Origin of the sequence: Kangiella japonica (genome assembly GCF_039523535.1) — a bacterium.
Lineage (GTDB): Bacteria > Pseudomonadota > Gammaproteobacteria > Enterobacterales > Kangiellaceae > Kangiella > Kangiella japonica.
In genome coordinates, this window is sequence record NZ_BAAAFM010000003.1 from 514,372 (window position 1) to 536,659 (window position 22,288).

Annotated in this window: 21 protein-coding genes; 12 read left to right on the forward strand and 9 right to left on the reverse strand. The window is 43.6% G+C overall.

Annotation, left to right across the window (positions count from 1 at the left end):
* Positions 1-242: 242 nt before the first annotated feature.
* The 5 genes from glnA to trmL all read left to right on the forward strand — a co-directional run bounded on the left by glnA (position 243) and on the right by trmL (position 4,644).
* Complete coding sequence (gene glnA / locus ABD128_RS05780; RefSeq protein ID WP_343987862.1) at positions 243-1,652, forward strand: glutamate--ammonia ligase; 1,410 nt, start codon at positions 243-245, stop codon at positions 1,650-1,652.
* A gap of 117 nt (positions 1,653-1,769) precedes the next feature.
* Positions 1,770-2,342, forward strand: a complete 573-nt coding sequence (locus ABD128_RS05785; RefSeq protein ID WP_343987865.1) for a DUF4124 domain-containing protein — start codon at positions 1,770-1,772, stop codon at positions 2,340-2,342.
* Positions 2,343-2,433: 91 nt separating this feature from the next.
* Positions 2,434-3,558, forward strand: a complete 1,125-nt coding sequence (gene glnL / locus ABD128_RS05790) for a nitrogen regulation protein NR(II) (protein WP_343987868.1) — start codon at positions 2,434-2,436, stop codon at positions 3,556-3,558.
* Positions 3,551-4,180 (forward strand): response regulator, encoded by a 630-nt coding sequence (locus ABD128_RS05795; RefSeq protein ID WP_343987870.1) that lies wholly within the window; start codon positions 3,551-3,553, stop codon positions 4,178-4,180. Before glnL ends, ABD128_RS05795 begins: the two co-directional genes overlap by 8 nt.
* Before the next feature lie 2 nt (positions 4,181-4,182).
* Positions 4,183-4,644, forward strand: coding sequence for a tRNA (uridine(34)/cytosine(34)/5-carboxymethylaminomethyluridine(34)-2'-O)-methyltransferase TrmL (trmL, locus tag ABD128_RS05800; protein ID WP_343987873.1), 462 nt, complete (start codon positions 4,183-4,185; stop codon positions 4,642-4,644).
* 1 nt (position 4,645) lies between these two features.
* On the opposite strand, the gene gpsA is transcribed toward trmL, so the two are convergent.
* The 5 genes from gpsA to ABD128_RS05825 form a co-directional block, all read right to left on the reverse strand.
* Complete coding sequence (gene gpsA / locus ABD128_RS05805) at positions 4,646-5,650, reverse strand: NAD(P)H-dependent glycerol-3-phosphate dehydrogenase (protein ID WP_343987875.1); 1,005 nt, start codon at positions 5,648-5,650, stop codon at positions 4,646-4,648.
* Complete coding sequence (gene secB, locus ABD128_RS05810) at positions 5,650-6,147, reverse strand: protein-export chaperone SecB (protein WP_343987878.1); 498 nt, start codon at positions 6,145-6,147, stop codon at positions 5,650-5,652. The genes gpsA and secB overlap by 1 nt, the downstream gene beginning before the upstream one ends.
* Before the next feature lie 45 nt (positions 6,148-6,192).
* On the reverse strand, positions 6,193-6,447 hold the full coding sequence (gene grxC, locus ABD128_RS05815) for a glutaredoxin 3 (protein WP_343987881.1): 255 nt from the start codon (positions 6,445-6,447) through the stop codon (positions 6,193-6,195).
* Positions 6,448-6,454: 7 nt separating this feature from the next.
* The gene (locus ABD128_RS05820) at positions 6,455-6,880 is read right to left on the reverse strand and encodes a rhodanese-like domain-containing protein (protein WP_110199617.1); all 426 of its coding nucleotides are present in this window, start codon (positions 6,878-6,880) and stop codon (positions 6,455-6,457) included.
* 191 nt (positions 6,881-7,071) lie between these two features.
* A complete protein-coding gene (locus tag ABD128_RS05825) occupies positions 7,072-7,968 on the reverse strand; it encodes a hydrogen peroxide-inducible genes activator (RefSeq protein ID WP_343987886.1) in 897 nt (298 codons plus the stop codon).
* A gap of 142 nt (positions 7,969-8,110) precedes the next feature.
* Between ABD128_RS05825 and ahpC the strand changes: the two genes are divergently transcribed.
* Together ahpC and ahpF are read left to right on the forward strand one after the other, a co-directional pair.
* Positions 8,111-8,674 carry an alkyl hydroperoxide reductase subunit C gene (gene ahpC / locus ABD128_RS05830; RefSeq protein ID WP_343987888.1) on the forward strand — a complete coding sequence of 188 codons (564 nt, stop codon included), beginning with the start codon at positions 8,111-8,113 and terminating at the stop codon, positions 8,672-8,674.
* Positions 8,675-8,848: 174 nt separating this feature from the next.
* A complete protein-coding gene (ahpF, locus tag ABD128_RS05835) occupies positions 8,849-10,465 on the forward strand; it encodes an alkyl hydroperoxide reductase subunit F (RefSeq protein ID WP_343987891.1) in 1,617 nt (538 codons plus the stop codon).
* Positions 10,466-10,627: 162 nt separating this feature from the next.
* On the opposite strand, the gene ABD128_RS05840 is transcribed toward ahpF, so the two are convergent.
* From ABD128_RS05840 to ABD128_RS05855, 4 genes are all read right to left on the reverse strand, one after another.
* Positions 10,628-12,136: a S8 family peptidase gene (locus tag ABD128_RS05840; RefSeq protein ID WP_343987894.1), complete on the reverse strand. Its 1,509-nt coding sequence runs from the start codon at positions 12,134-12,136 to the stop codon at positions 10,628-10,630.
* 421 nt (positions 12,137-12,557) lie between these two features.
* Positions 12,558-13,178 carry a tetratricopeptide repeat protein gene (locus ABD128_RS05845; protein ID WP_343987897.1) on the reverse strand — a complete coding sequence of 207 codons (621 nt, stop codon included), beginning with the start codon at positions 13,176-13,178 and terminating at the stop codon, positions 12,558-12,560.
* Positions 13,179-13,316: 138 nt separating this feature from the next.
* The gene (locus ABD128_RS05850; RefSeq protein WP_343987900.1) at positions 13,317-13,769 is read right to left on the reverse strand and encodes an NfeD family protein; all 453 of its coding nucleotides are present in this window, start codon (positions 13,767-13,769) and stop codon (positions 13,317-13,319) included.
* 40 nt (positions 13,770-13,809) lie between these two features.
* A complete protein-coding gene (locus tag ABD128_RS05855; RefSeq protein ID WP_425545676.1) occupies positions 13,810-14,724 on the reverse strand; it encodes an SPFH domain-containing protein in 915 nt (304 codons plus the stop codon).
* A 254-nt stretch (positions 14,725-14,978) separates the two neighbouring features.
* Between ABD128_RS05855 and gpmI the strand changes: the two genes are divergently transcribed.
* The 5 genes from gpmI to ABD128_RS05880 all read left to right on the forward strand — a co-directional run bounded on the left by gpmI (position 14,979) and on the right by ABD128_RS05880 (position 22,280).
* Complete coding sequence (gpmI, locus tag ABD128_RS05860) at positions 14,979-16,511, forward strand: 2,3-bisphosphoglycerate-independent phosphoglycerate mutase (RefSeq protein ID WP_343987903.1); 1,533 nt, start codon at positions 14,979-14,981, stop codon at positions 16,509-16,511.
* Positions 16,512-16,525: 14 nt separating this feature from the next.
* Entirely contained in the window at positions 16,526-17,674 is a 1,149-nt protein-coding gene (locus ABD128_RS05865) for a murein hydrolase activator EnvC family protein (RefSeq protein ID WP_343987905.1), read from the forward strand.
* A 44-nt stretch (positions 17,675-17,718) separates the two neighbouring features.
* The gene (locus tag ABD128_RS05870) at positions 17,719-19,011 is read left to right on the forward strand and encodes a S41 family peptidase (RefSeq protein WP_343987908.1); all 1,293 of its coding nucleotides are present in this window, start codon (positions 17,719-17,721) and stop codon (positions 19,009-19,011) included.
* Between the two features lie 83 nt (positions 19,012-19,094).
* A complete protein-coding gene (locus ABD128_RS05875; protein ID WP_343987910.1) occupies positions 19,095-20,666 on the forward strand; it encodes a hypothetical protein in 1,572 nt (523 codons plus the stop codon).
* A 24-nt stretch (positions 20,667-20,690) separates the two neighbouring features.
* Complete coding sequence (locus tag ABD128_RS05880) at positions 20,691-22,280, forward strand: hypothetical protein (RefSeq protein ID WP_343987913.1); 1,590 nt, start codon at positions 20,691-20,693, stop codon at positions 22,278-22,280.
* Positions 22,281-22,288 lie beyond the last annotated feature (8 nt).

A 22,288-nucleotide genomic window follows, 5' to 3' on the forward strand; every position in this document is an offset into this window, starting at 1 on the left:
AACACTTGTTTTTATTAACTTTTATTTTTAATTACTTGCATTAAATACAGCGCACAGCTGTTTATTTAATAAGCAGAAAAATACCCATAATTTCTAATCTATTTCATTATTATTTTTCACCTGCCTTTGCACCCTTTTGGTGCAGCGACTTGTTTTAGAAGCCATCTTATTCATAGTTTTAATTCATCGCCTTGTTATAATGACGCCAGTTTCAATTCAATCTTATTTCGGGGTGTGATCCAATGTCAGTTGACAATGTTTTGAAGATGATCGAAGAGTACGACGTTAAATTTGTTGATTTACGTTTTACGGATACTAAAGGGAAAGAGCAGCACGTGACTATTCCAGCACGCGTGGTCGATGAAGATTTACTATCAGACGGTAAAATGTTTGATGGATCCTCAATTGCCGGCTGGAAAGGAATTAACGAGTCAGACATGGTTCTTATGCCAGATACTGAAACAGCCCTTATCGATCCTTTCTACGAAGACACGACCATGTTGCTTCGTTGCGATATCCTAGAGCCTGCAACGATGACCGGTTACGATCGTGACCCACGTTCTGTTGCACGTCGTGCCGAAGAGTATTTAAAGTCTACAGGAATCGCTGACTCAGCTTTCTTCGGCCCTGAACCTGAATTCTTCATTTTTGAAGACGTTAAATTCAAAACAGATATCAGCGGCTCATCGTATAAAATTGACGATCCTGAAGCTGCTTGGAACTCTGATAAAGACTATGAAGGTGGCAACACTGCACACCGCCCGCGCGTCAAAGGTGGTTACTTCCCAGTACCTCCTGTCGATTCATCGCAAGACTTACGCTCACAAATGTGTCTAGTTTTAGAGAGTATGGGGCAAGTCATCGAAGCGCATCACCATGAAGTTGGTACAGCCGGCCAGAACGAGATCGCAACTCAATTTAACTCTTTGGTAAAAAAAGCGGATGAAACTCAAATCCTAAAGTACGTTGTTCACAACGTCGCTCATGCTTATGGCAAAACGGCTACATTCATGCCAAAACCACTAGCAGGAGATAATGGCTCGGGTATGCACGTCCACATGTCACTGGCCAAAGAAGGCACAAACATCTTCGCCGGCGATAAATACGCAGGTCTATCAGAAGAAGCATTGTACTTTGTTGGTGGTATCATTAAGCACGCCAAAGCACTTAATGCGCTAACCAATCCTTCGACTAACTCTTACAAACGTTTGGTTCCTGGTTTCGAAGCCCCGGTGATGCTAGCTTACTCGGCAAAGAACCGTTCGGCCTCAATTCGTATACCTCACGTAAACAGTGCAAAAGCGCGCCGTATCGAGGCTCGCTTCCCTGATCCTATGGCCAACCCTTACTTGGCATTCGCTGGCCTTATGATGGCCGGCTTAGACGGTATTCAGAACAAGATCCACCCTGGCGATGCTATGGATAAAGATTTATACGATCTACCGGCTGAAGAAGCCTTATCTATCCCGCAGGTTGCAGGATCGTTAGAAGAGGCACTTAATGAACTGAATAACGATCGTGAGTTCCTAACGCGTGGCGGTGTTTTCTCTGATGATATGCTCGACGCTTATATCAATTTAAAGCGTGGTGATGTTGAGTTATTAAAAATGACGCCATCTCCGGTTGAATTCGACTTATATTACAGTCTGTAATTGATTAGCGTGGATTCGTCTGTATTGCAAAGCCCGGCACAGCCCGGGCTTTTTTGTTTTGACACTACTACCACAGTTTTAGATACTAGAGAGAGTGTTTAATTTAAAGGAAGCCCCATGAAGTCATTATATTTGACAGTTCTTTCGCTATTTGTCCTAGCCAGTTGTTCATTAGCTGTTTTAGCTAAAGAAACGGTTATGTACAAAAAAATAGATAAAGATGGCAACGTGGTGTTTACCGACAAACCAATCCCAGGCTCTAAACCCATCACTGTAAAAACAGATGTTAATGTGGTTTCTACACCTAAGCCGACATTTAAAGCGCCATCAATAAGCCAACCAACAGAAATGGTTGATGAAAAAGAATTTCAGTACGAAGTTCTCGCCATCGACACACCTAAGGATGACGAAGGTATTAGAGCTAATGACGGTAGGATTAATGTCATAGTAGCTGTCACTCCAAACCTCAGGCCAAACCATAGCGTGCAGCTCAAAATGGATGGCAATAATACAGGGCAAGCGCAAAAGATTCCTTACTTCAACCTCTCAGATGTCGAGCGCGGTACTCATCAACTACAAGCGGTGATTATTGACGATGATAGTGGTGAGGCTGTTCAATCCTCCGACACTGTTAGCTTCCATGCGCTTATTGCATCACGCCTAAATCAGAATAGACGCAAAAAACGTTAACAGCCGCCATTCGCACCAAAACGGTGCAAATCTGGCCGTTACTGCTATAATAACCAATCTTCATATCTTGCAGTTTTGAGTAACATTGCCCATGCGTTTTGAGCGCCTTTTAGATAATTTATCGACATCAGTGATTCTTTTCGATGCTCATGGGCGTTTTCAATACTTAAATCAAGCCGCCGAAAAAGCATTCAACACCAGCAACAAGGTTCTAAAAGGAAAGCGTTATAGTTACTTTATTGCTAGTGACAGCCTTCCGTTAGCCGAAATTCTCGAAGCGCTTCGCCAGAATGGTCAATTTGTACAAGACAATATCCAGCTCCAACTTCTGAATGGCAAGGAGTTATCGGTCGATATATCTGGCAACTGGTTTATGGCTGACGAGCCTTTTTTGTTGGTCGAGTGGCAAAGCTCCCAGTACTTCCGCAATCGTAGCTTTGCACAAGGCTTGTCCAAACAAACTCAAGTCAGCGAACGGCTATTACAAAATCTAGCGCATGAAATTAAAACGCCCTTAAGCGGTATTCGTGGCGCTGCACAGTTGCTCAGTCAAGAAACTACCGCAAGCAGTATTCCAAATGAAGTCAGCCAAGGGATTGGCGAATTAAGCACTATTATCCAGAAAGAAACTGAGCGTTTAACACAGCTGGTCAATCGCATGTTACTTTCTACTCAGAAGGCAACACGAGTCATGATGAATATTCATGAAACCACTGAGCAGGTTATTGATTTATGCCAGCTCAACTTGCCGAGCAATATAACGCTCACACGTGACTACGACCCTAGCCTTCCTGAGTTTATGTGCGCCCCCGATTCGGTCTATCAAGCCATTTTGAATATCACTCAAAACGCCATAGAAGCCTGTCATGAGCAAGATGATGCAACCATTACCTTGCGCACTCGAGCTTTGCCTAGGCATACAATCGGCGAGACACAGTACCCGCTGACACTTTGCGTGCAGGTTGAAAATAACGGGCCAGCTATTGATCCTAAATTACAGCCTAATATCTTCTTCCCACTAATAAGCGGTAAAAGCAGTAGTGGCCTCGGGCTTGGAATTGCCCAAAGCCTTATTCAGCAACAGCAAGGCTTAATAGAGTTTAACAGTAGCGCCGATAAAACTTGTTTCAGCATATATCTACCGGTGGTTTCGCAAGAAGAACTTAAGCCTAGTGTGGCCGCCACAACTCATCAACTGGGCTCACTTGATGACTGATACTATCGGAACTTCAAACACGGTCCTTGTGATCGATGATGATAGCTCTATCCGCTGGGTCTTGGCACGAGCGCTGAACAATGCGCAGTTCAAGGTAATCTCGTGTGACAGTGGCCAGCAAGCCCTTAGTATTATTTCTGAGCAAAAGCCGCAACTTGTGATTACCGACATTCAAATGAGTGGCATGAGCGGGCTTGAGTTATTAGAAACCATTATCCAGAAATGGCCTGAGCTTCCGGTCATAATGATCACCGCCTATGCCGATACTGATCTGGGTAGCAAAATCCATGAATTAGGCGCTTTTGACTATTTGCCCAAACCCTTTGACATCAACCATGTCATCAACTTATGCCAGCGCGCTATAAATAGTCATAAGCCGGACAGTGATTTGCCTTTGTGGTTGCAGCATGCTGAAAAGCACATTGATAGTGAGTACCATCAAGGCAATGCAGAGGTCTTGATCGAAATGCAGCAGCAATTTGAGCAATTTGTTGCTGAAACGGCATTAAGGTTAACTCAAGAACACAAACAAAAGTCAGCAAAAATATTAGGTTGGGGTCGCAATACCTTAAGCCGTAAATTAAAATACTGGCAACAAAAGCCCAATTCCAAAGAAGAATAAGTATGCTGCATATCGTATTATTTGAGCCAGAAATCCCGCCTAACACCGGCAATATTATCCGTCTTTGCGCCAATACAGGTATTCAGCTACACCTCATTAAACCCTTGGGTTTTGAGCTAGAGAATAAGCGTATGCGCCGTGCTGGACTTGATTATCACGAGTGGGCCAATGTTATTATCCATGAAAATTTCGATGATTTTAAAAATCAGCAACAACCACAAAGACTCTTTGCCCTAAGCACCAAAGGTAAAAAGCATTATCATGAAATTGAGTATAAGGATGGTGACTACTTTATTTTTGGCCCTGAAACCAGAGGGTTGCCGGATCATATTTTAGAGGAGTTAGCGACTACTCTGTTGAGAATACCTATGAAGGAAGGTAGTCGAAGTTTGAATTTATCGAATACCGCTGCCATTATGGCGTTTGAAGCACTGAGACAGCTAGGCTTTGAAGGCTGTCAGTAACTTAAGATTCAGCCTTTAAGTCACGCGTGAGAAGTTCGTGTGCGGCAGCTTTAGGATCGGCGCCCTCATAAATAATCTTATAAATCGCCTCACAAATCGGCATTTCAACACCTACACGCTCAGACAACATGTGAATTTCATGGGCGTTACGCACGCCTTCCACTACCTGGCCGATCGCTTTTTCAGCACCTTCTCGATCGCCCCCCTGCCCTAATGCCAGACCAAAACGGCGGTTTCGTGATTGATCATCGGTGCAGGTCAATACCAGATCGCCCATGCCAGCCATACCGTTAAACGATTCAGCTTTGCCGCCTAAAGCCACACCTAAGCGCTTCATTTCGGCTAGTCCACGAGTAATCAAAGCGGTACGTGCGTTTGAACCAAAGCCCAAACCATCGGCTATACCTGCACCAATCGCCACAACATTTTTTACTGCGCCGCCGATTTGCAAACCTATCACATCAGTGCTGGTATAAACTCTGAATCGGTCATTGTGAAAATCTAGGGCTAATTCTTCAGCTAGAGCTCTTTCGTTTGAGGCTAAACTGATTGCCGTTGGCATCCCGTTGGCCATTTCTTTGGCGAAACTGGGACCTGATAAAATCGCATGAGGTTGGTCAGCGCCTAACTCTTCGATTAGAACATTACCAAGCAAGTCACCGGTATCGGGATCTAAGCCTTTGCTGGCCCATATGATAGGCGTGGTGCCATCTAAGTAAGGCTTGATAGTTAGTAAAGCAGCCCGAAAAGCATGGCTCGGCACCGCCACTAGAACTACAGAAGAATCCTTTATGACTTCCTCAATATCACTAGAAACCACTAATGATTCAGGAAATTTGGTATCAGGTAAATAACGAGCATTTTCGCAATCACTTTGCATTCGCTCAGCTTGAGAAGCATCACGCGCCCACATCTTTACCTGATGGCCATTACCCGCTAGGACAATAGCTAATGCGGTTCCGTACGACCCAGCGCCGAGAACCGCAAAAGACTTAGGAGTGCCCATTAAGCGTTTGCTTCACCTTGTTGCTGAGCAGCTTGCTGTTGCGCCTGCTCATATAAAGCGTTGAAGTTAATTGGCTGTAATACGAAGCGTGGGAAGCCACCGCGCGATACGGCTTCAGAGATAGCTTCACGTACATATGGGAACAACTGCTCACAGCAGAAAGTTCTCAATAAACGTGCTCTAACTTCGTCTTCGATACCTTTAATGCCATAAACAGCGCCGTACTTAACTTCTGCGATATAAGCAGTTTTCTCGCCAACTTTTGAAGTTACAGTCACTTGCAACTCAACTTCGTAGCTGTCGTTTTCTAAATCTTTAACGCGGTTATTTAGATTAACGTTGATTTCAGGCTTATACTGCTCTAAAAAGATTTCTGGTGAATTTGGTGCTTCAAAAGAAATGTCTTTTGCATAAATAGTTTGCACCATTAACTGCATACCTTCAGGAGTTTCTACTTTCTGCTCGCCTTGGTTTGCTGCATTTTCGTTCTCTGCCATAACTGTACTCTCTTTGATATTTAATGTTTTATTTTAATAATGGATCTAACTTTCCAACATTGGCTCTAGTTTACCTGCGGCATGCAATGCATATAGATCATCACATCCACCAATTGGCTTGCCGTCAATAATAATTTGCGGAACCGTATGGCCACCCGCAATTGCAATCATTTTGTCACGCAATTCACTGTCGCCATCAATTGCAATTTCGCTGTAATCGACATCTAGTTTCTCAAGCAGATGTTTTGCTCGCACACAAAATGGGCAAAACTGCTTGGTGTACATTTCGACTGTTGCCATTGATTGATTACCCTTTAACTAGTGGTAAATTATCGCCACTCCAAGACTGAATACCGCCTTTGAGTTTGTGCACCTGGTTAAAGCCAAACTTGCGTAACGTAATCGCTGCGCTTCCAGACTGTATTCCAGTGTTGCAGACCATAATTATGGGGACCTGCTTATATTTTTCAAGGTCCTTAACGCTATCTTTGACCTTGGTGAAGGGTATGTTTACCGAACCGTGGATATGGCCTTTATTAAAGTCAGCAACAGATCTCAAGTCCACCACCTGCGCATTTTCTTTATTAATCATTTGCGTAGCTAGTAGAGGAGTCAATGACTTAGAGCCACTGGTCAGGGTTTTGATGATACTAATCAGAAGTAATAGTGCGAACGCTAACCAGGCCGAGCCTAGAAACGGATGATTGCCAAAAAATTCAAATAATTGCTGCATTTGCCAGAAAACCTAAGTCAAAATGATACTGGAAATTAGAACATTGCATTATACACAAAACTATCCATTCGCCCAGTATCTATATAGCTTAAGAGCCTTTTGCACTAATGATATTTGAAGTCACTCCATTGAGCCGGCTTAAAGTGACTATTTTTTGCACATTATTTGCCCTTTATTTAGAGCCTCTCTACTTACTTTCCACTAAGCGCCTGCTTACAGATTTGTTTTAGAGCCTCCACGCTGCCCATTCTTGTAAAATTCGGTCGTATGAGAAAGGCAATACGTCGATGAGGACCAGGCTCGCTTAAATGCACAGCAATGAGTTCTTTGTTTTGCGATATGAGCTGCTCCATTGCCATGGCGGGAATCAGAGTTGTGCCTAAGCGGCCTAATACCATTTGTATCAAAGTATTAAGACTGGTTGCGCCAAAACCATGCTCCGCCTGCTTATCCGTAAGCTTGCATGCATCTAGGATATGATCTTTTAGGCAGTGTCCTTCTTTTAGCAACATCAAGTTACTTTGCATTAGCTCGTCGCTGGTCACCTCTTTTTTACCACTAAACCGATCGCCTTTTAGCGTTACCCAATAAAAGTCTTCCTGCCAAAACTCCAAGGCCAACAAGCCTTCATGCGCATAAGGCAACGCAAGGATAGCAGTGTCGAGCTCCCCTTTTCGCACCATATCAACCAGCACATGGGACTGTTCTTCGACAATACGCAACTCCGCTTCTGGATATTGCTCGTGCAATAAAGGGAAGATCTTTGGCAGCAAATAAGGCGCGATAGTAGGAATAACACCAACGGATATCGGGAAGCTCAGTGGTTGCTTGATTCCTTCAGCAAGTTCATCAAGAGAATTTACCTGTAGCATGATTTCTCGAGCGCGCTTTAACACTTCTTGCCCTAATGGCGTGACTAAAACTTTTTTATTATCGCGCTCGAAGATTTGCAAACCCAGATGCTCTTCCAACTGCTTCAGGCCGGTACTCAACGCTGACTGGCTGATATTGCATCGCTCCGCGGCCTTCTTGAAATGTAGCGTCTCCTCAACGGTTAACGCGTAAACCAACTGTTTAAATGACACCATTAGTATTTATCCCACCGATAACCATAATTCACAATTATAGAACATCATCTTCAACTTATTCAAATTTACTAAACCACCAGCAATTCCTATACTCTTCCCCGTACTCACAAAGAACCCAATATTAACGAATAGGAGGCCATACATGGCACTTATCAACACAGAAATTAAACCTTTTAAAGCAACAGCATTTAAAAACGGCGAGTTCGTTGAAGTTTCTAACAAAGACATCGAAGGCAAGTGGGCAGTATTTTTCTTTTACCCAGCAGACTTTACATTCGTCTGTCCTACTGAGTTAGGCGACTTAGCGGATCATTATGAAGAACTTAAGAGCCGCGGCGTGGAAGTTTTCTCTGTATCAACAGACACCCACTTCACGCACAAAGCATGGCACGAAACTTCAGACACCATTGGCAAAATTAACTATGCCATGATTGGTGACCCAACAGGCGAAATTACTCGTAACTTCGACGTTATGCGCGAAGGCCAAGGTCTTGCAGATCGCGGTACATTCGTAGTAGACCCAGACGGTGTCATCCAGGTTATGGAAATTACTGCTGAAGGTGTTGGTCGTGATGCTGAAGAGTTGGTTCGTAAGATTAAAGCAGCTCAGTATGTACGCGACAACCCTGGTCAAGTATGTCCAGCGGCTTGGAAAGAAGGCGAAGAAACTTTAGCTCCTTCGTTAGATCTAGTCGGTAAGATCTAGGTCGGTTAAATCTAAAACCGACCCAAGTCTCCAACACATCTACTTATAGATAATTGTTGTAAAAGCTTGGTGAGCTCCGCTGCTCACCAAGCATCCTAAATCACTCGCGACTGACTCAGTTTTATCATTAACATCAAAACTTCCTCAGTCAATTTTGCAAGGCAGGAACACACTATGCTAAACAAACAAATATTAGAAGCTTTGAAAGGCTATACCGCAGATTTGCAGAAGACGGTGACTTTCGTCTTGCAAACTGGTGAGCATTCCAAGCGTGATGAACTTAAAGACTTTTTGCAGAGCTTTGCTAGCGTTAGCGACAAGGTTCAATTTGAAGAACGTGACCTAAAGGGGCAAGTTCGCAGTCCAATCAGCTTCCTAATTGAAGTTGATGGTGAAAATTCAGGGATCCAGTTTTCAGGCATCCCATCGGGCCACGAGTTTAACTCGCTAGTATTAGCGGTTCTGCAAGCAGCAGGATCTCCAATTAAACTCGACAGCTCATTACAAAACATGGTCAAAAATATTGACCAAGATATGAAGTTCGAAGTTTTTGTCAGCCTTAGCTGTCATAACTGTCCAGACGTGGTGCAAGCTTTAAACCAGTTTGCTGTGATTAACCCTAACATTTCAGCAGAAATGATCGACGGCGGCTTGTTCCAAGACGTTATCGAAGAGCGCGATATTCAGGGCGTACCTAGTGTTTACTTGAACGGTGAATTGTTTGCCAACGGTAAAGTTACCGCGGCAGAACTCATTGATAAATTGCTAGAGCAAGATCCATCGATTGCAAAAGCGGATTCCGCTGAGAAGCTACCTTTACAAGATGTGGTCGTTATTGGTGGCGGACCAGCAGGCGTCAGCTCAGCGATTTATAGCGCACGCAAAGGCTTAAAAGTAACCTTAATCGCTGATCGCATTGGTGGTCAGGTGAAAGACACTATGGGTATCGAAAACCTCATATCTGTGCCAAAAACTACAGGTCCTGAATTATCAGGCGCATTACAGGCACATCTAAACGAATACGATATTACCGTTAAAGAGCACTTACGAGTGACTGATGTTCAGCAAGGCGACATCAAAACCATAACGCTATCGTCAGGTGAAGTCATCGACAGTAAAACCATGACTATCGCCACTGGTGCTAAATGGAGAGAGCTGGGTATTCCTGGCGAAAAAGAAAACGTCGGTAATGGCGTGGCCTACTGCCCACACTGTGATGGACCATTCTTTAAAGGCAAAGATGTTGCAGTAATTGGTGGCGGTAACTCAGGTATCGAAGCGGCACTAGACTTAGCCGGTATTGTAAAATCCGTTACGGTTTTTGAATTTATGCCAGAGCTTAAAGCCGACAAAGTACTCGTCGACCAAGCCGAAGCAAAAGATAATATTACCATTTTAAAGAACGTCGCAACTAAAGAGATTCACGCGACCAATGGCAAGGTTTCCTCTATCGAATACACCGATAGAGCGACGGAAACTAACCACAGTGTTGAACTTGATGGTGTTTTTGTGCAAATTGGCTTAGTGCCTAACTCTAAGTTCTTAGGCGAAGTCGTCGAAACCACTAAGTTTGGCGAAATCGTGATTAACGAAAAGTGCGAAACGTCCCAGCCAGGTATTTATGCCGCCGGCGACGTCACCACTGTGCCTTACAAACAAATCGTCGTTTCCATGGGCGAAGGCTCTAAAGCATCGCTAGCATCGTTCGAATACTTACTTGCTAATTCAAGTAAGCTCGAAAAGATATACGAAGAAAGTCAAACAAGCCTACGTCAAAAAGACGCCGCTTAAAAAAGAGCCCTCGCAAGAGGGCTTTTTCTATATTAGGAAGTTATATTGTACTGTGCCAGCCTCAACTCTTTTTGTTCAACCAATACTCAACATTATCGACTTTTTAAGTCGCGAGAAAAGGCCACATAAAGTGGCCTTTCTTGTTCTGAATAGTTACAAGATTTAGAACGGGTGTGTGTTTCCGTTACAGTCAATTCGTCGAGTATATGTTGACTTGTAATCACCCCATCCATTGGCATTACGGCCACGGACCCGAACTTCAACGTAGCTATTATTATTAGCTGTAACAACGGTGAAACCATATTTACCATTGGAGTGGTCAAGCCATGTATTGCTAACGTTATGTCTTACATCAACATCATACTCTAAGATGCCGTTTGAAGGCGAAGACTCCCACATCACTTCATGTTGTGACTGATAAGCCTGACAATTCATAAACACTGTATGCATGGAAGTAATTGTTGGCCCACTCGGAGTACTTCCCCCTGTACCTGTATACAACAATAGATTTGGTGAACCAGAGCCAGCATTGCTTACCTTACCTGAGCTCGCATTACTAGTAATATGGTTCGTGACTTGGCTAGGAGTGGCGCTTGGATTATTTTGTAAATACAACGCTGCAGCACCGGCAACATGAGGAGCAGCCATAGAGGTACCGCTAATTGTATTAGTACCACCATTGTGCCATGCAGACTTAATGTTTGAACCTGGTGCAAAAATATCTAAGCAATTACCGTAGTTTGAGAAACTAGAACGTGAGTCACTTGATGTTGTAGAACCTACTGTGATTGCGTTAGCGGCTCTTGCTGGTGAGTAGTTACATGCGTTGGCTGAACTATTACCTGCTGCAACAACTACTGTTACCCCATCATTAACGAGGTTTTGAACCGCATTGTCGATACTGCTTGAAGCACCACCACCAAGGCTAAGGTTCGCTACAGCAGGATTATTGTGGTTGTTACCAACCCAGTCCATACCAGCGATGACATTTGACCAACTACCGCTACCATTACAATCAAGAACTCTTACGCCATAAACTTTGGCTTGTTTCGCAACACCATAAGTTGAACCAGCGATTGTTCCAGCGACATGTGTACCGTGGCCATTACAGTCATTTGCAATATTGTCATTACTCACAAAATCATAGCCGTTATATGCTCTTCCACCAAAGTCACTATGCGCTGTGTAAACACCCGTATCGATCACATAAGCGTGTACACCAGAGGCAGTAGTGCTATAGTTATAAACATTGTTCAAAGGCAAGTCTCTTTGATCAATTCGATCAAGTCCCCACGTAGGGTTACTTTGCGAAGCGCTGATGCTCACCTTTTGGTCTTGCTCAACATACTCAACTTCAGGGTGTTTAGCCAAGCCCTTTGCCTGTGCTTCAGTCATACTGAAAACCCCACCGTTTAATACATTTTTGAAAGTCCGCTCAACTCTAGCATTGTAACGATTACTCAGCGTTGTATTCATATAGTCAACAGCGTTAAAAATTGACTTGGCGCCAAAATTTTCCTGCTGCTTTTCTACCGCAGAATCTTTCAGAACAACGATGTATTGATTTTTGATTGCATTACTAGAGTTACTCGCAGCAATGAACTCACCTGCCTGTGCAGAACCAAATCCAACCGCCATCATGACACTTAAAGCTAATGGTGTTTTTTTCATTTCTCATTTTCCTTCTTCAATATTCTAATTATTAAGCCCAATGTTGGACCAAGGTATACTAATCAGGAAAATTCCATTTTTTCAAAGACAAATCTTAATTTTGTAATGAAGCTCACAACTTCTATGCAGGCCTGCAATTAAAAAATTATAGTTAATTCAAAAACGCATAGAGAAAACTACATTTTTTTATATACAAAAGGATCAAAGTAACTAAAATTTACCTAACTACTTTTATTGTAGACCTACCTATATCTCTTCGAATAATGGGGTTAGAGTATATTTTCTCTTGGAATAATGGGATCAGAGTACATTTATGAGTTTACTCCGAGTAATGGAGCAATAGGGTCAGTAGCTATAGGGTCAGAGTACGGTTCTCTTCTAAATAATTAACTCTGCCCATTTATTTCTAAATTTACTCCCCTTATTTCACTCCATAATCTTTATTTGCCTGATTTTTTGAGGAAAGCTCTATCCAATAACTTGCTTTGTTTTTGTTCTTTTCAACACCCCACATTCCATCAAGATAGATCTTCCCTAAAATAAACTGAGCCTTAATTACTGTTTCACTAACATATCCATCGCCATATTTTTCATTGTTTTCTGCAGCATCAGTCAAGTATTTAACTGCTTTGCTAAAGTCCTTATTCATTAAATACGTAGAGTACATATATGAAAGCTCTAGTTGAGCCTGCGCTATTCCTGCATCCGCCGCCTCCTTCAGATACATTTTAACCTTATTCAAGTCTTTATTACCTTTACTTTCTGAGTAATATACTTGAGCCAAATTATAGGAGGCATCTCCACTCTTCTCATCACCTCTCACTTGCTCGTATAACTCTATCGCTTTATCTTTTTGATTTGATAAGAAATATAAGCTTCCTAATGTAAGCCTGTCATCATTATTGTTATGATTTTCTACTTTTTTCTCATAGTAGGCCACAGCACAATTTAGGCTTTCTTTACTTTCACTCAATATGTAAGAATTGTGACAATCTAATCCTTCAGCCCCTTCTGTGGCAAAAACCGCCAGCAAAGGGGACACATAATATTAATATAATAATTTTTTTCATAAGTAATGGAGGGGACAGAATATATTTCTCTTCTAAATAATTAACTCTGACCCAGGCAATCAAGAACGCCTAGATGACTGCAGAAATAATAAAAACAAGAAACACTTTTACTACAACTGCTCTACCTTTAAGGTCGCACCTTCAAAGCCAACGACTTTGACCTTTTCACCTTGGGGTGTGTCCGGGCCTGTTACGCGCCAGTAGGTGTCGCCAACTTTTGCTTTGCCGACGCCGTTTTCGATAGCGGTGGCGAGGGTGAAGGTTTGGCCGATAAGTGATTTGCCGCGGTTGTTCAGCGAGCTGTCGTCTTCTGGTTCGTTAAGTTTGTGTTTTTTACTGTAGCTGCGCCATACGACGATACTGACCACGGAGAAGATAGAAAAGACTATCCACTGCCACTCGGGGCTAAAGTGTTCTCCTAAAAACAATAGCAAGGTACCGACCACTAAGGCGGCAATTCCTAACCATAATAAAATTGCTCCAGGCGCGAACATTTCTAGAATGAGTAGCACCAGTCCGAACACCATCCAGTGCCAATATTCTGCGTTTGAGAAGAACTCCATAGTATCCCCTTGTGGCTAATCTATAACTTAATCGTTGTCGTTATTTATTTTTGCTGAATGCTTCTTTAGCAATCTCAGCGACACCGGCAACCGAGCCGATCACCGATGAAGCTTCAAGCGGTAGCATTAGGACTTTTTGGTTGTCAGAAGTGGCAATCTTGCCCAGTGCATCGACGTATTTTTGCGCGACGAAGTAGTTAACCGCCTGCACGTTACCTTCAGCAATTGCTTTCGATACCATAGTCGTTGCGTTAGCTTCTGCTTCGGCTTGACGCTCGCGCGCTTCTGCTTCACGGAAGGCAGCTTCTTTGGCACCTTCGGCGGTTAAAATTTGTGCTTGTTTTTCACCTTCTGCTTCTAGAATTTCCGCCTGCTTGGTGCCTTCAGCTTCTAGAATCTGCGCACGCTTCAAACGTTCCGCTTTCATCTGACGCCCCATGGCTTCTACTAAGTCATGTGGTGGTAGTATGTCCTTAATTTCGATACGTGTAACTTTCACCCCCCACGGATTTGTTGCTTCATCCACGATAGTCAAAATACGCGCATTGATTTCGTCACGCTTCGACAACATCCAATCTAAGTCCATACTACCTAGAACGGTACGGATGTTGGTCATAACCAGGTTTTGCATGGCACGGTGAAGCTGATTCACCTCGTAAGTCGCTTTCACTGGGTCGACAACCTGATAGAAACATACGGCGTCGATAGTCACCGTCGCGTTATCTTGTGAAATCACTTGTTGTGCTGGGATATCTAGCACTTGTTCCATCATGTTTACCTTGGCGCCGATGCGGTCAATGATTGGCATGATGACATGTAGGCCTGGCGGTAGCGTTTTACGATATTTACCAAATCGCTCAACGGTATATTGGTTACCCTGGGTGACGGTTTTGACGCCTAAGAAAATACCGATGACAACTAGCGCGACAAGCGCAATGACAAGTTCCATGAACATTAATAGATTCCTCTTTTCTATGTTTTAAATAATGATTTTTAAATATTTGGACTTAAATATTTCGTTATTAAAATAATTGTAAGCTTTCAATATAGAATGAACGCTAGTCTTCGTTCAATCTATTTTTTCTAGATTTTGTAACAAGCTGTAGCGGGCTCGAGGGCTGATTGGACTCTTCCCAGTCTCTATTGCCCTAGCTTCCATAAGGCTTGCACGATACAATAGCTTATAAGTTCGTCATTTTATCTAACTTCATGAGTAATAGCCCAAAACCTGTTGCCCTGATCATACTCGATGGTTGGGGATATAGCGAAGATCCAAAAGATAATGCCATCATGGCAGCCAATACCCCCAACTGGGACAAATATTGGGATCACTATAGCCATACCCTGATTTCTGGCTCAGGCACCGACGTTGGTCTGCCTGAAGGTCAAATGGGCAACTCCGAAGTCGGTCACCTTAACCTTGGCGCAGGTCGTGTGGTTTACCAAGATTACACACGCATCAGCAAGGCCATTGAAACGGGTGAATTCTTCGATAATGAAGCTCTTGTGAAGGCTATCGATAAGGCCGTGAGCAAAGACAAAGCAGTACATTTGATGGGCCTTTTATCACCGGGTGGCGTTCATAGCCATGAAGACCATATTCATGCGGCGATTAAGCTTTGCCAACAGCGTGGCGCGAAAAAAGTTTATATCCATGCTTTCTTAGATGGTCGCGATATGCCACCGCGTAGTGCAGAAGCGAGCCTGGTCAAGCTGGATAAAGTCTGCCAAGAAGTTGGCGTCGGTCGCCTAGCCAGTATGGTCGGTCGTTATTATGCCATGGATCGTGATAACCGCTGGGAACGCGTAGAGTTGGCTTACGATATGTTGACTCGTTCAGAATCTGAATACCAATACCTTGATGGCGTAAGCGCACTAAAAGCAGCTTACGAACGCGATGAAAATGACGAGTTTGTCAAAGCGACCATCATTGGCGAAGCAGCTCCAATTGAAGACGGCGACAGTATTATCTTTATGAATTATCGTGCCGATCGTGCGCGTGAGATCAGTAAAGCATTTGTTAACGATGAGTTTGACGGTTTTGAACGCAAAAGCCGCCCTAATCTGGCGGATTTTGTGATGCTAACTCAGTACGCTACAGATATTGATGCATCGGTTGCCTATCCACCAATTAGCATGAACAATGTGCTTGGCGAGCATTTAATGAAGCTCGGCAAAAAGCAATTACGAATAGCCGAAACAGAAAAGTATGCGCATGTGACCTTTTTCTTTAACGGTGGCGTTGAGACTCCATTCGCCGGCGAAGATCGTGAGCTTATCCCTTCTCCAGATGTGGCGACTTATGATTTACAGCCTGAAATGAACGCGAAACAGGTGACGGATCACTTGGTTAAAGTGATAAAAAATAAAGAATACGACGCTATTATCTGTAATTTTGCCAATCCTGACATGGTCGGTCATACCGGTAATTTTGAAGCTACGGTTAAAGCTATTGAGGCATTAGACGAGTGCATCGGCCGAATTGTTGAGGCGCTTGAAGAAGTTGGTGGCGAAGCTTTAATTACCGCGGATCACGGCAATGCCGAGAAAATGGCGGATGCTAAGACTGGTCAAGCTCATACCGCACACACCAGCAAGCCGGTGCCGTTATTATATATTGGTCGTAAGGCCGAGCCTGTGGTTGCTGATGGCGTCTTGTCTGATTTAGCGCCTACATTATTAAGCTTGATGGATTTGCCGATTCCTGATGAAATGACGGGCAGACCAATATTCAAACTATAATCAAGGTTTACTAAATGACGTCACCAAGACAACTTCTTCTATGCCTGTTCGTTTTCTTGGTGACTTTTTCTTTTCCTTCGTATTCCGCGAACAATAAAGCCCAGGCCGAAAAAGAGCTTAAGATTCTTAAAGCGGCTATTTCTGATATCCAAAAAGAGCTGCAATCTAATCTAACAGAGCAAAGCCAAGCACAGCAAAAGATACAAATTATTGATAAAAAGCTCGCAGCAGCCAGCAGTGCATTGCGCTCAACACAAGCTAAATTAGAGTCTGAAAAGCACAAGCTCGCTGATTTAAAGATTGAGCAAACGCAGAAAGTTGAGTTACGAGAAAAGCAACGGCAGCGACTCGCAGCACAGCTCAAAAGCGCCTATATTTCAGGTCGTCAGGAATATATTAAGCTTCTTTTGAACCAAGAAGATCCGACTAAAGTATCACGAATGCTGGAGTATTTTCGCTATTTAAACCAAGCGCGGATTGATGATATTGAAAAATTACAGCAAACCCTACAGCGCTTAGAAGTGATTGAACAAGATATTCAAACCACCTTAGAGTCTTTGGCGGAGCTTGAGCAATCCCAAAAAAATCAACAAAAACAACAGCAAACACTCAAAGAACAGCAACAGATCGCATTACAAGAGCTTAAAGACAGCTACAATAACCAAAACTCGCGCCTCAACAAACTAAAACGTGATGAAGAAGAGCTGGCGAAAGTCATTCGTTCGATTGAGCAAACGTTACGTCAGTTTGCTCCGAAACAATCGCTAAGCGGTTTAGCTAAACATAAAAAGAAGCTGCAATGGCCCGCGAGTGGCCCCCTAGTCTATCGCTATGGTAGCAATAAACTCGGAAACCGATTAAAGTGGAATGGCATCCTAATCGGCGCCAAAGAGGGCACCTCGGTTCATGCAATCCATCATGGGCAAATAGTGTTTTCAGACTGGTTACGAGGTTATGGGTTGTTGGTTATTGTCGATCACGGTCAGGGCTATCTCTCCTTATACGGACAAAACCAATCGTTGCTAAAATCACCAGGGGACTGGGTCGAGGCCGGCGAGCCGGTTGCGATTTCCGGCGGAAGTGGTGGTAGTGGTGAACCTGGTTTGTATTTCGAAATACGCTATAAGGGTAAACCACAAAATCCCATCAGGTGGATAAAGTAAAAATAAGTAAGAGCTTTTAGGCTTTAATAAGGGAACAAGAAAGAATGAAATCACATCTTTTTTTGGTAAGTTTACTGAGTGTCTTTTTAGCCACCTCAGCGCTCGCTGACACCCCGACTGATAATCAAAGCAACGTCAAGGATGAGGAAAAGATCCAACAGCAAGAGTCTGGTACATCAGAAAAAGTTGAAACACTGCCCTTAGATGAGCTTGCAGCTCTTGCCGATGCTTACGCCCAGATTAAAAAGTCCTACGTCAAAGAATTAACCGACAAAGAAATTTTAGATGCCGCAATTCGTGGCATGCTCAATAACTTAGATCCCTATTCCAGTTACTTAACGGCTGAACAGTTCGCAGCTCTTCAAGAAAGCGCCACGGGCGATTATGCTGGTATTGGCGTTGAAGCAAGCCACACTGATGACGGCATCGAAATCGTAAACGTGGTCAAAGACTCGCCGGCCGAGAGAGCTGGTTTAAAGTCAGGGGACCTAGTAATAAAAGTCAACGGGGTTTCGACCAAAGGTCTCTCACCAGAAGAAGGCTCGAAGCTAATGCGTGGCGCCCCTGGAAGTAAAGTGTCATTAACCTATATCGATACTAATAGTGATGAACAGCTTCTTGTGATTACCCGTCAGATCATTCATACCACCAGTGTTAATTACGAACTATTAGAAGATAACATTGGTTTCGCCAGAATTACGGAATTCCAGCTGCGCACCGCTAATGATCTTAGCCAGGCCATCAGTAACATGGAGTATCTGAATAAGAAACCTTTAGCGGGACTTATTCTCGACTTACGAAATAACCCTGGTGGGCTATTGGATGGTGCTACAGAGGTTAGTGACTTATTTTTAAACGAAGGCGTTATTGTACAAACCAAGGGGCGCCTCGAGGAAAGTAATGAAGTCCACAACGCTTCTTATGGCGATATATTACGCAACAAACCACTCGTTGTTTTACTCAATGGTCGATCAGCTTCAGCTTCAGAAATTGTAGCCGGCGCTTTACAGGACCAAAAAAGAGCAACCATAATTGGTACTCAATCTTTCGGCAAAGCCATGGTTCAAACCATTCTACCAATCCATGGGGGCAATGCGATAAAACTAACGACCTCTTTATACTACACTCCAAAGGATCGCTCGATCCAAAATTCAGGGATTACTCCCGATATTGAGGTTCCTTTTGAGCCGATAGAGGCTAGCAATGATTCGGATGCCGAAAAGCTACAAAATGATACAAAAAACCAGGTATCAGACCAAACCACTGAAAATCAAGACTATCGACGCGATAATCAGGTAATGGCTGCAATAAAACACATCAAAAACGCTACAAATTAAGACATATCACCTCGATCAAATTGTGAGCTTATATTAGACTTAAGCTCTATAAATAAAACAACACAATAGAATCGGGGTAGTATATGCATCTCTGGAGACTCCTTTTAGTCGGTTTATCTTTTGCCGTTTTAGCAGGCTGCGATATTCCAAATGCCGAGATTAAAGGTAAAGTTACATACGAAAAAGTTCCTCATAACAGCGATACCAATGGACTAGATTACAAGAATTCATACGATGTGCCTCTTCGTGGCGTGAAAGTAGAGCTGATCGAAGATGGTACAGTTATCGAAACGGATATAACCGACAACCAAGGTAGCTACAGTTTTATCAAAAAGATGGATACCTTCGTGCAGCTGCGTGTTCGCGCAGAATTAATTAACGACACTACAAGCGATGACGGCAACGAATGGCACGTTAGAGTTGTAGACAATACCAACGACAAAGCCGTATATACCCTCAGTACCGACACTTTTGAAGTTAAGCGTGAAATTATGGAAGTAAACCTTCATGCGGCTTCGGGCTGGCAGGGCGATAACGGTTACACGAGCACCCGTGCGGCAGCCCCTTTCCATATTCTGGATAAAGTTTACGACACCCTACTTAAGCTGGATGAAGTTGGCGAAGTTCAGTTGCCAACTCTGACCATGAATTGGAGTCCAAACAACATTCCTTCACAAGAATTGGACTACGCGACGGGTAAGATTATTACATCACACTATAGTAATAATGAAATTTACTTGTTGGGCGCTGAAAATGTTGATACTGATGAATATGATGATCATGTCATTATTCACGAGTGGGCCCACTTTTTTGAAGACAACCTGGCGCGTTCGGACAGTATCGGCGGTCCACATGCTGGTGGTGACTACCTCGACCTGCGTGTGGCTTTTGGTGAAGGCTTTGGTAACGCTTGGTCGGCTATGATTACTGACAGACCGCTTTATCAGGATTCGTTTGATCAAGCCCAAGCCTTAGGATTCTCGATAGCCATTGAAGATAACGATGTTATCAACCCAGGCTGGTTCAGCGAAGGTTCAGTGCAATCCTTGTTATATGATATTTATGACGAAGCTGCTGATGGACAAGACTTTCTGCACTTAGGTTTAGAGCCGATTGTCAGCATTCTTACTAATCAGCAAAAAGATACGCCGGCATTAACCAGTATTTTCACTTTTATGACCTATTTTAAGGAAAGTTATCCTGAATACGCGACTGATGTTGATAATTTGATGGAAGCCCAAAATATCAATCCAGCGGTTGATATCTGGGGAAGCAATGAAGATAACAATGGTTCTTTACCAGAAGGCCTGCCGGTATATTTAGAGCTATTTCCGCGCGATAATCTGCGAGTATGCACCAGCACCTCACAGGGCGACGCTGGAAATAAGCTGGCAAACCACCGTTTCTTAAAATTGAACGCGCCAGTGGCTGGAAATTATACTTTAACTCTTACGCCATCGCGTCAAAATGATATTGACGCTTATATTTTCATCAATGGCGTTGAGATTGCCCGTGACGAAGCTCCAGGCATTGAACCAGCGGTGCTCAGCTTTGACCTAGAGCAAGGAATCAGCATTGCTGATACTATTGGATATAACGAAGAAGGCACCAGTGTAGCTGCGACCTGTTTTGATGCGGAGTTTCAGCTCAACTAAGAGTTTGATAACTGAGGAGAACTCATGAAAGCCATAAAACTAATGTTAATGCTGTCGTTATCGGCACTTGCTTATGGGTGCAGTGGCGGCGGCGGTGACTCAGCAACTCCGGGACCGGGTGGAGGCGGTAGTGGCGAAAGTGCCACTATTTCAGGAAAGATCACCTATGATAATGTTCCACATAACCCCTCAACCAATGGTTTAAATTATAACGCGACGACTCAAGACCCTGCTCGTGGTGTGACTGTTCAACTAATCCAAGGCAGCACTGTTGTCGATACTACAACCACTGACAACAGCGGTGACTACAGTTTAACTGGCGAAACTGGTGCTACTTATACCTTGCGTGTACGTGCGGAACTTAAACAAACCGGTACTCAGTCCTGGGATGTCGTGGTCGTCGATAATACCAGTAACAACGCGCAATACGTCTTAGATTCAAGCAGTTTCCAAGTGGACTCCACCAACTTTACGCGAAACCTTAACGCAGCGTCTGGTTGGGGTGGTAGCTCCTACACCAGCACCAGAGCGGCGGCGCCCTTCCACATTCTTGACCGCGTTTACGATGTCATTGATAAGCTAAGAGTAGTTGACACAAACCTACAACTTGACCAGCTGGTCATAAACTGGAGCCCAAACAATATTCCACAAAGTGGCAGTTTAAATACAGGTCGAATCGGCACTTCCTTCTACAGCGCTGACAAGATTTATCTGTTAGGTGCCGCGGACACTGACACGGACGAATACGATGGTCACGTTATAATTCACGAATGGGGCCATTATTTCGAAGATAACAACTCGCGCTCCGATAGCATCGGTGGCTCTCACGGTGGTGGCGATCGTCTCGATATGCGCGTTGCTTTTGGAGAAGGTTTTGGTAACGCTTGGTCGGCCATGATTACCGACGATCCCATATATCGAGACTCTTTGAATTCTGGACAGTCTCAGGGCTTTAGTATAAATATTGAGGCAAACAATGTGAGTAACCCTGGCTGGTTTAGTGAAGGCTCGGTGCAATCGATTCTTTATGACATTTACGATGCCGGCAATGACGACACCGTAGCTCTAGGACTCGGTCCGATTTACGATGTCTTGGTGGGAAAACAAAGAAATACGGAGGCTTTTACCAGTATTTTCACCTTTATGACCTTCATAAAAGAGAATAATCCGCCCGAAGTTGCGGGGCTAAATCAACTTCTTAGCGATCAGAACATCCAGCAAAATATTGATATTTGGGGCTCGACTGAAACCGACGATGAAGGTGAACCAAGCGTTATTCCCGTTTACAACGAGTTTAATCCTGGCGATGCACAACAACTGTGTACCATCAGAACCTTTAACTCATCAACAACAAGCATGAATAAACTCGGCAACCGTAAATTCCTGAAGCTTAACATCCCAGCTTCTGGTAGTTATACCTTACGCTTAACGCCATCAAGTGGCGAAGACCTAGATGGTTATATCTATCAACAAGGCAATCTAGTTGTTTTTGATGACGCTGGCGGTTCATCCAGTGTAAACATCACCCACAACTTTACGGCCGGCACTTACGTAGCAGATGTTTCAGCCTATCAAACGGACTCTTGTTTTAACGTCGCCTTAATACAGAATTAATGAATACC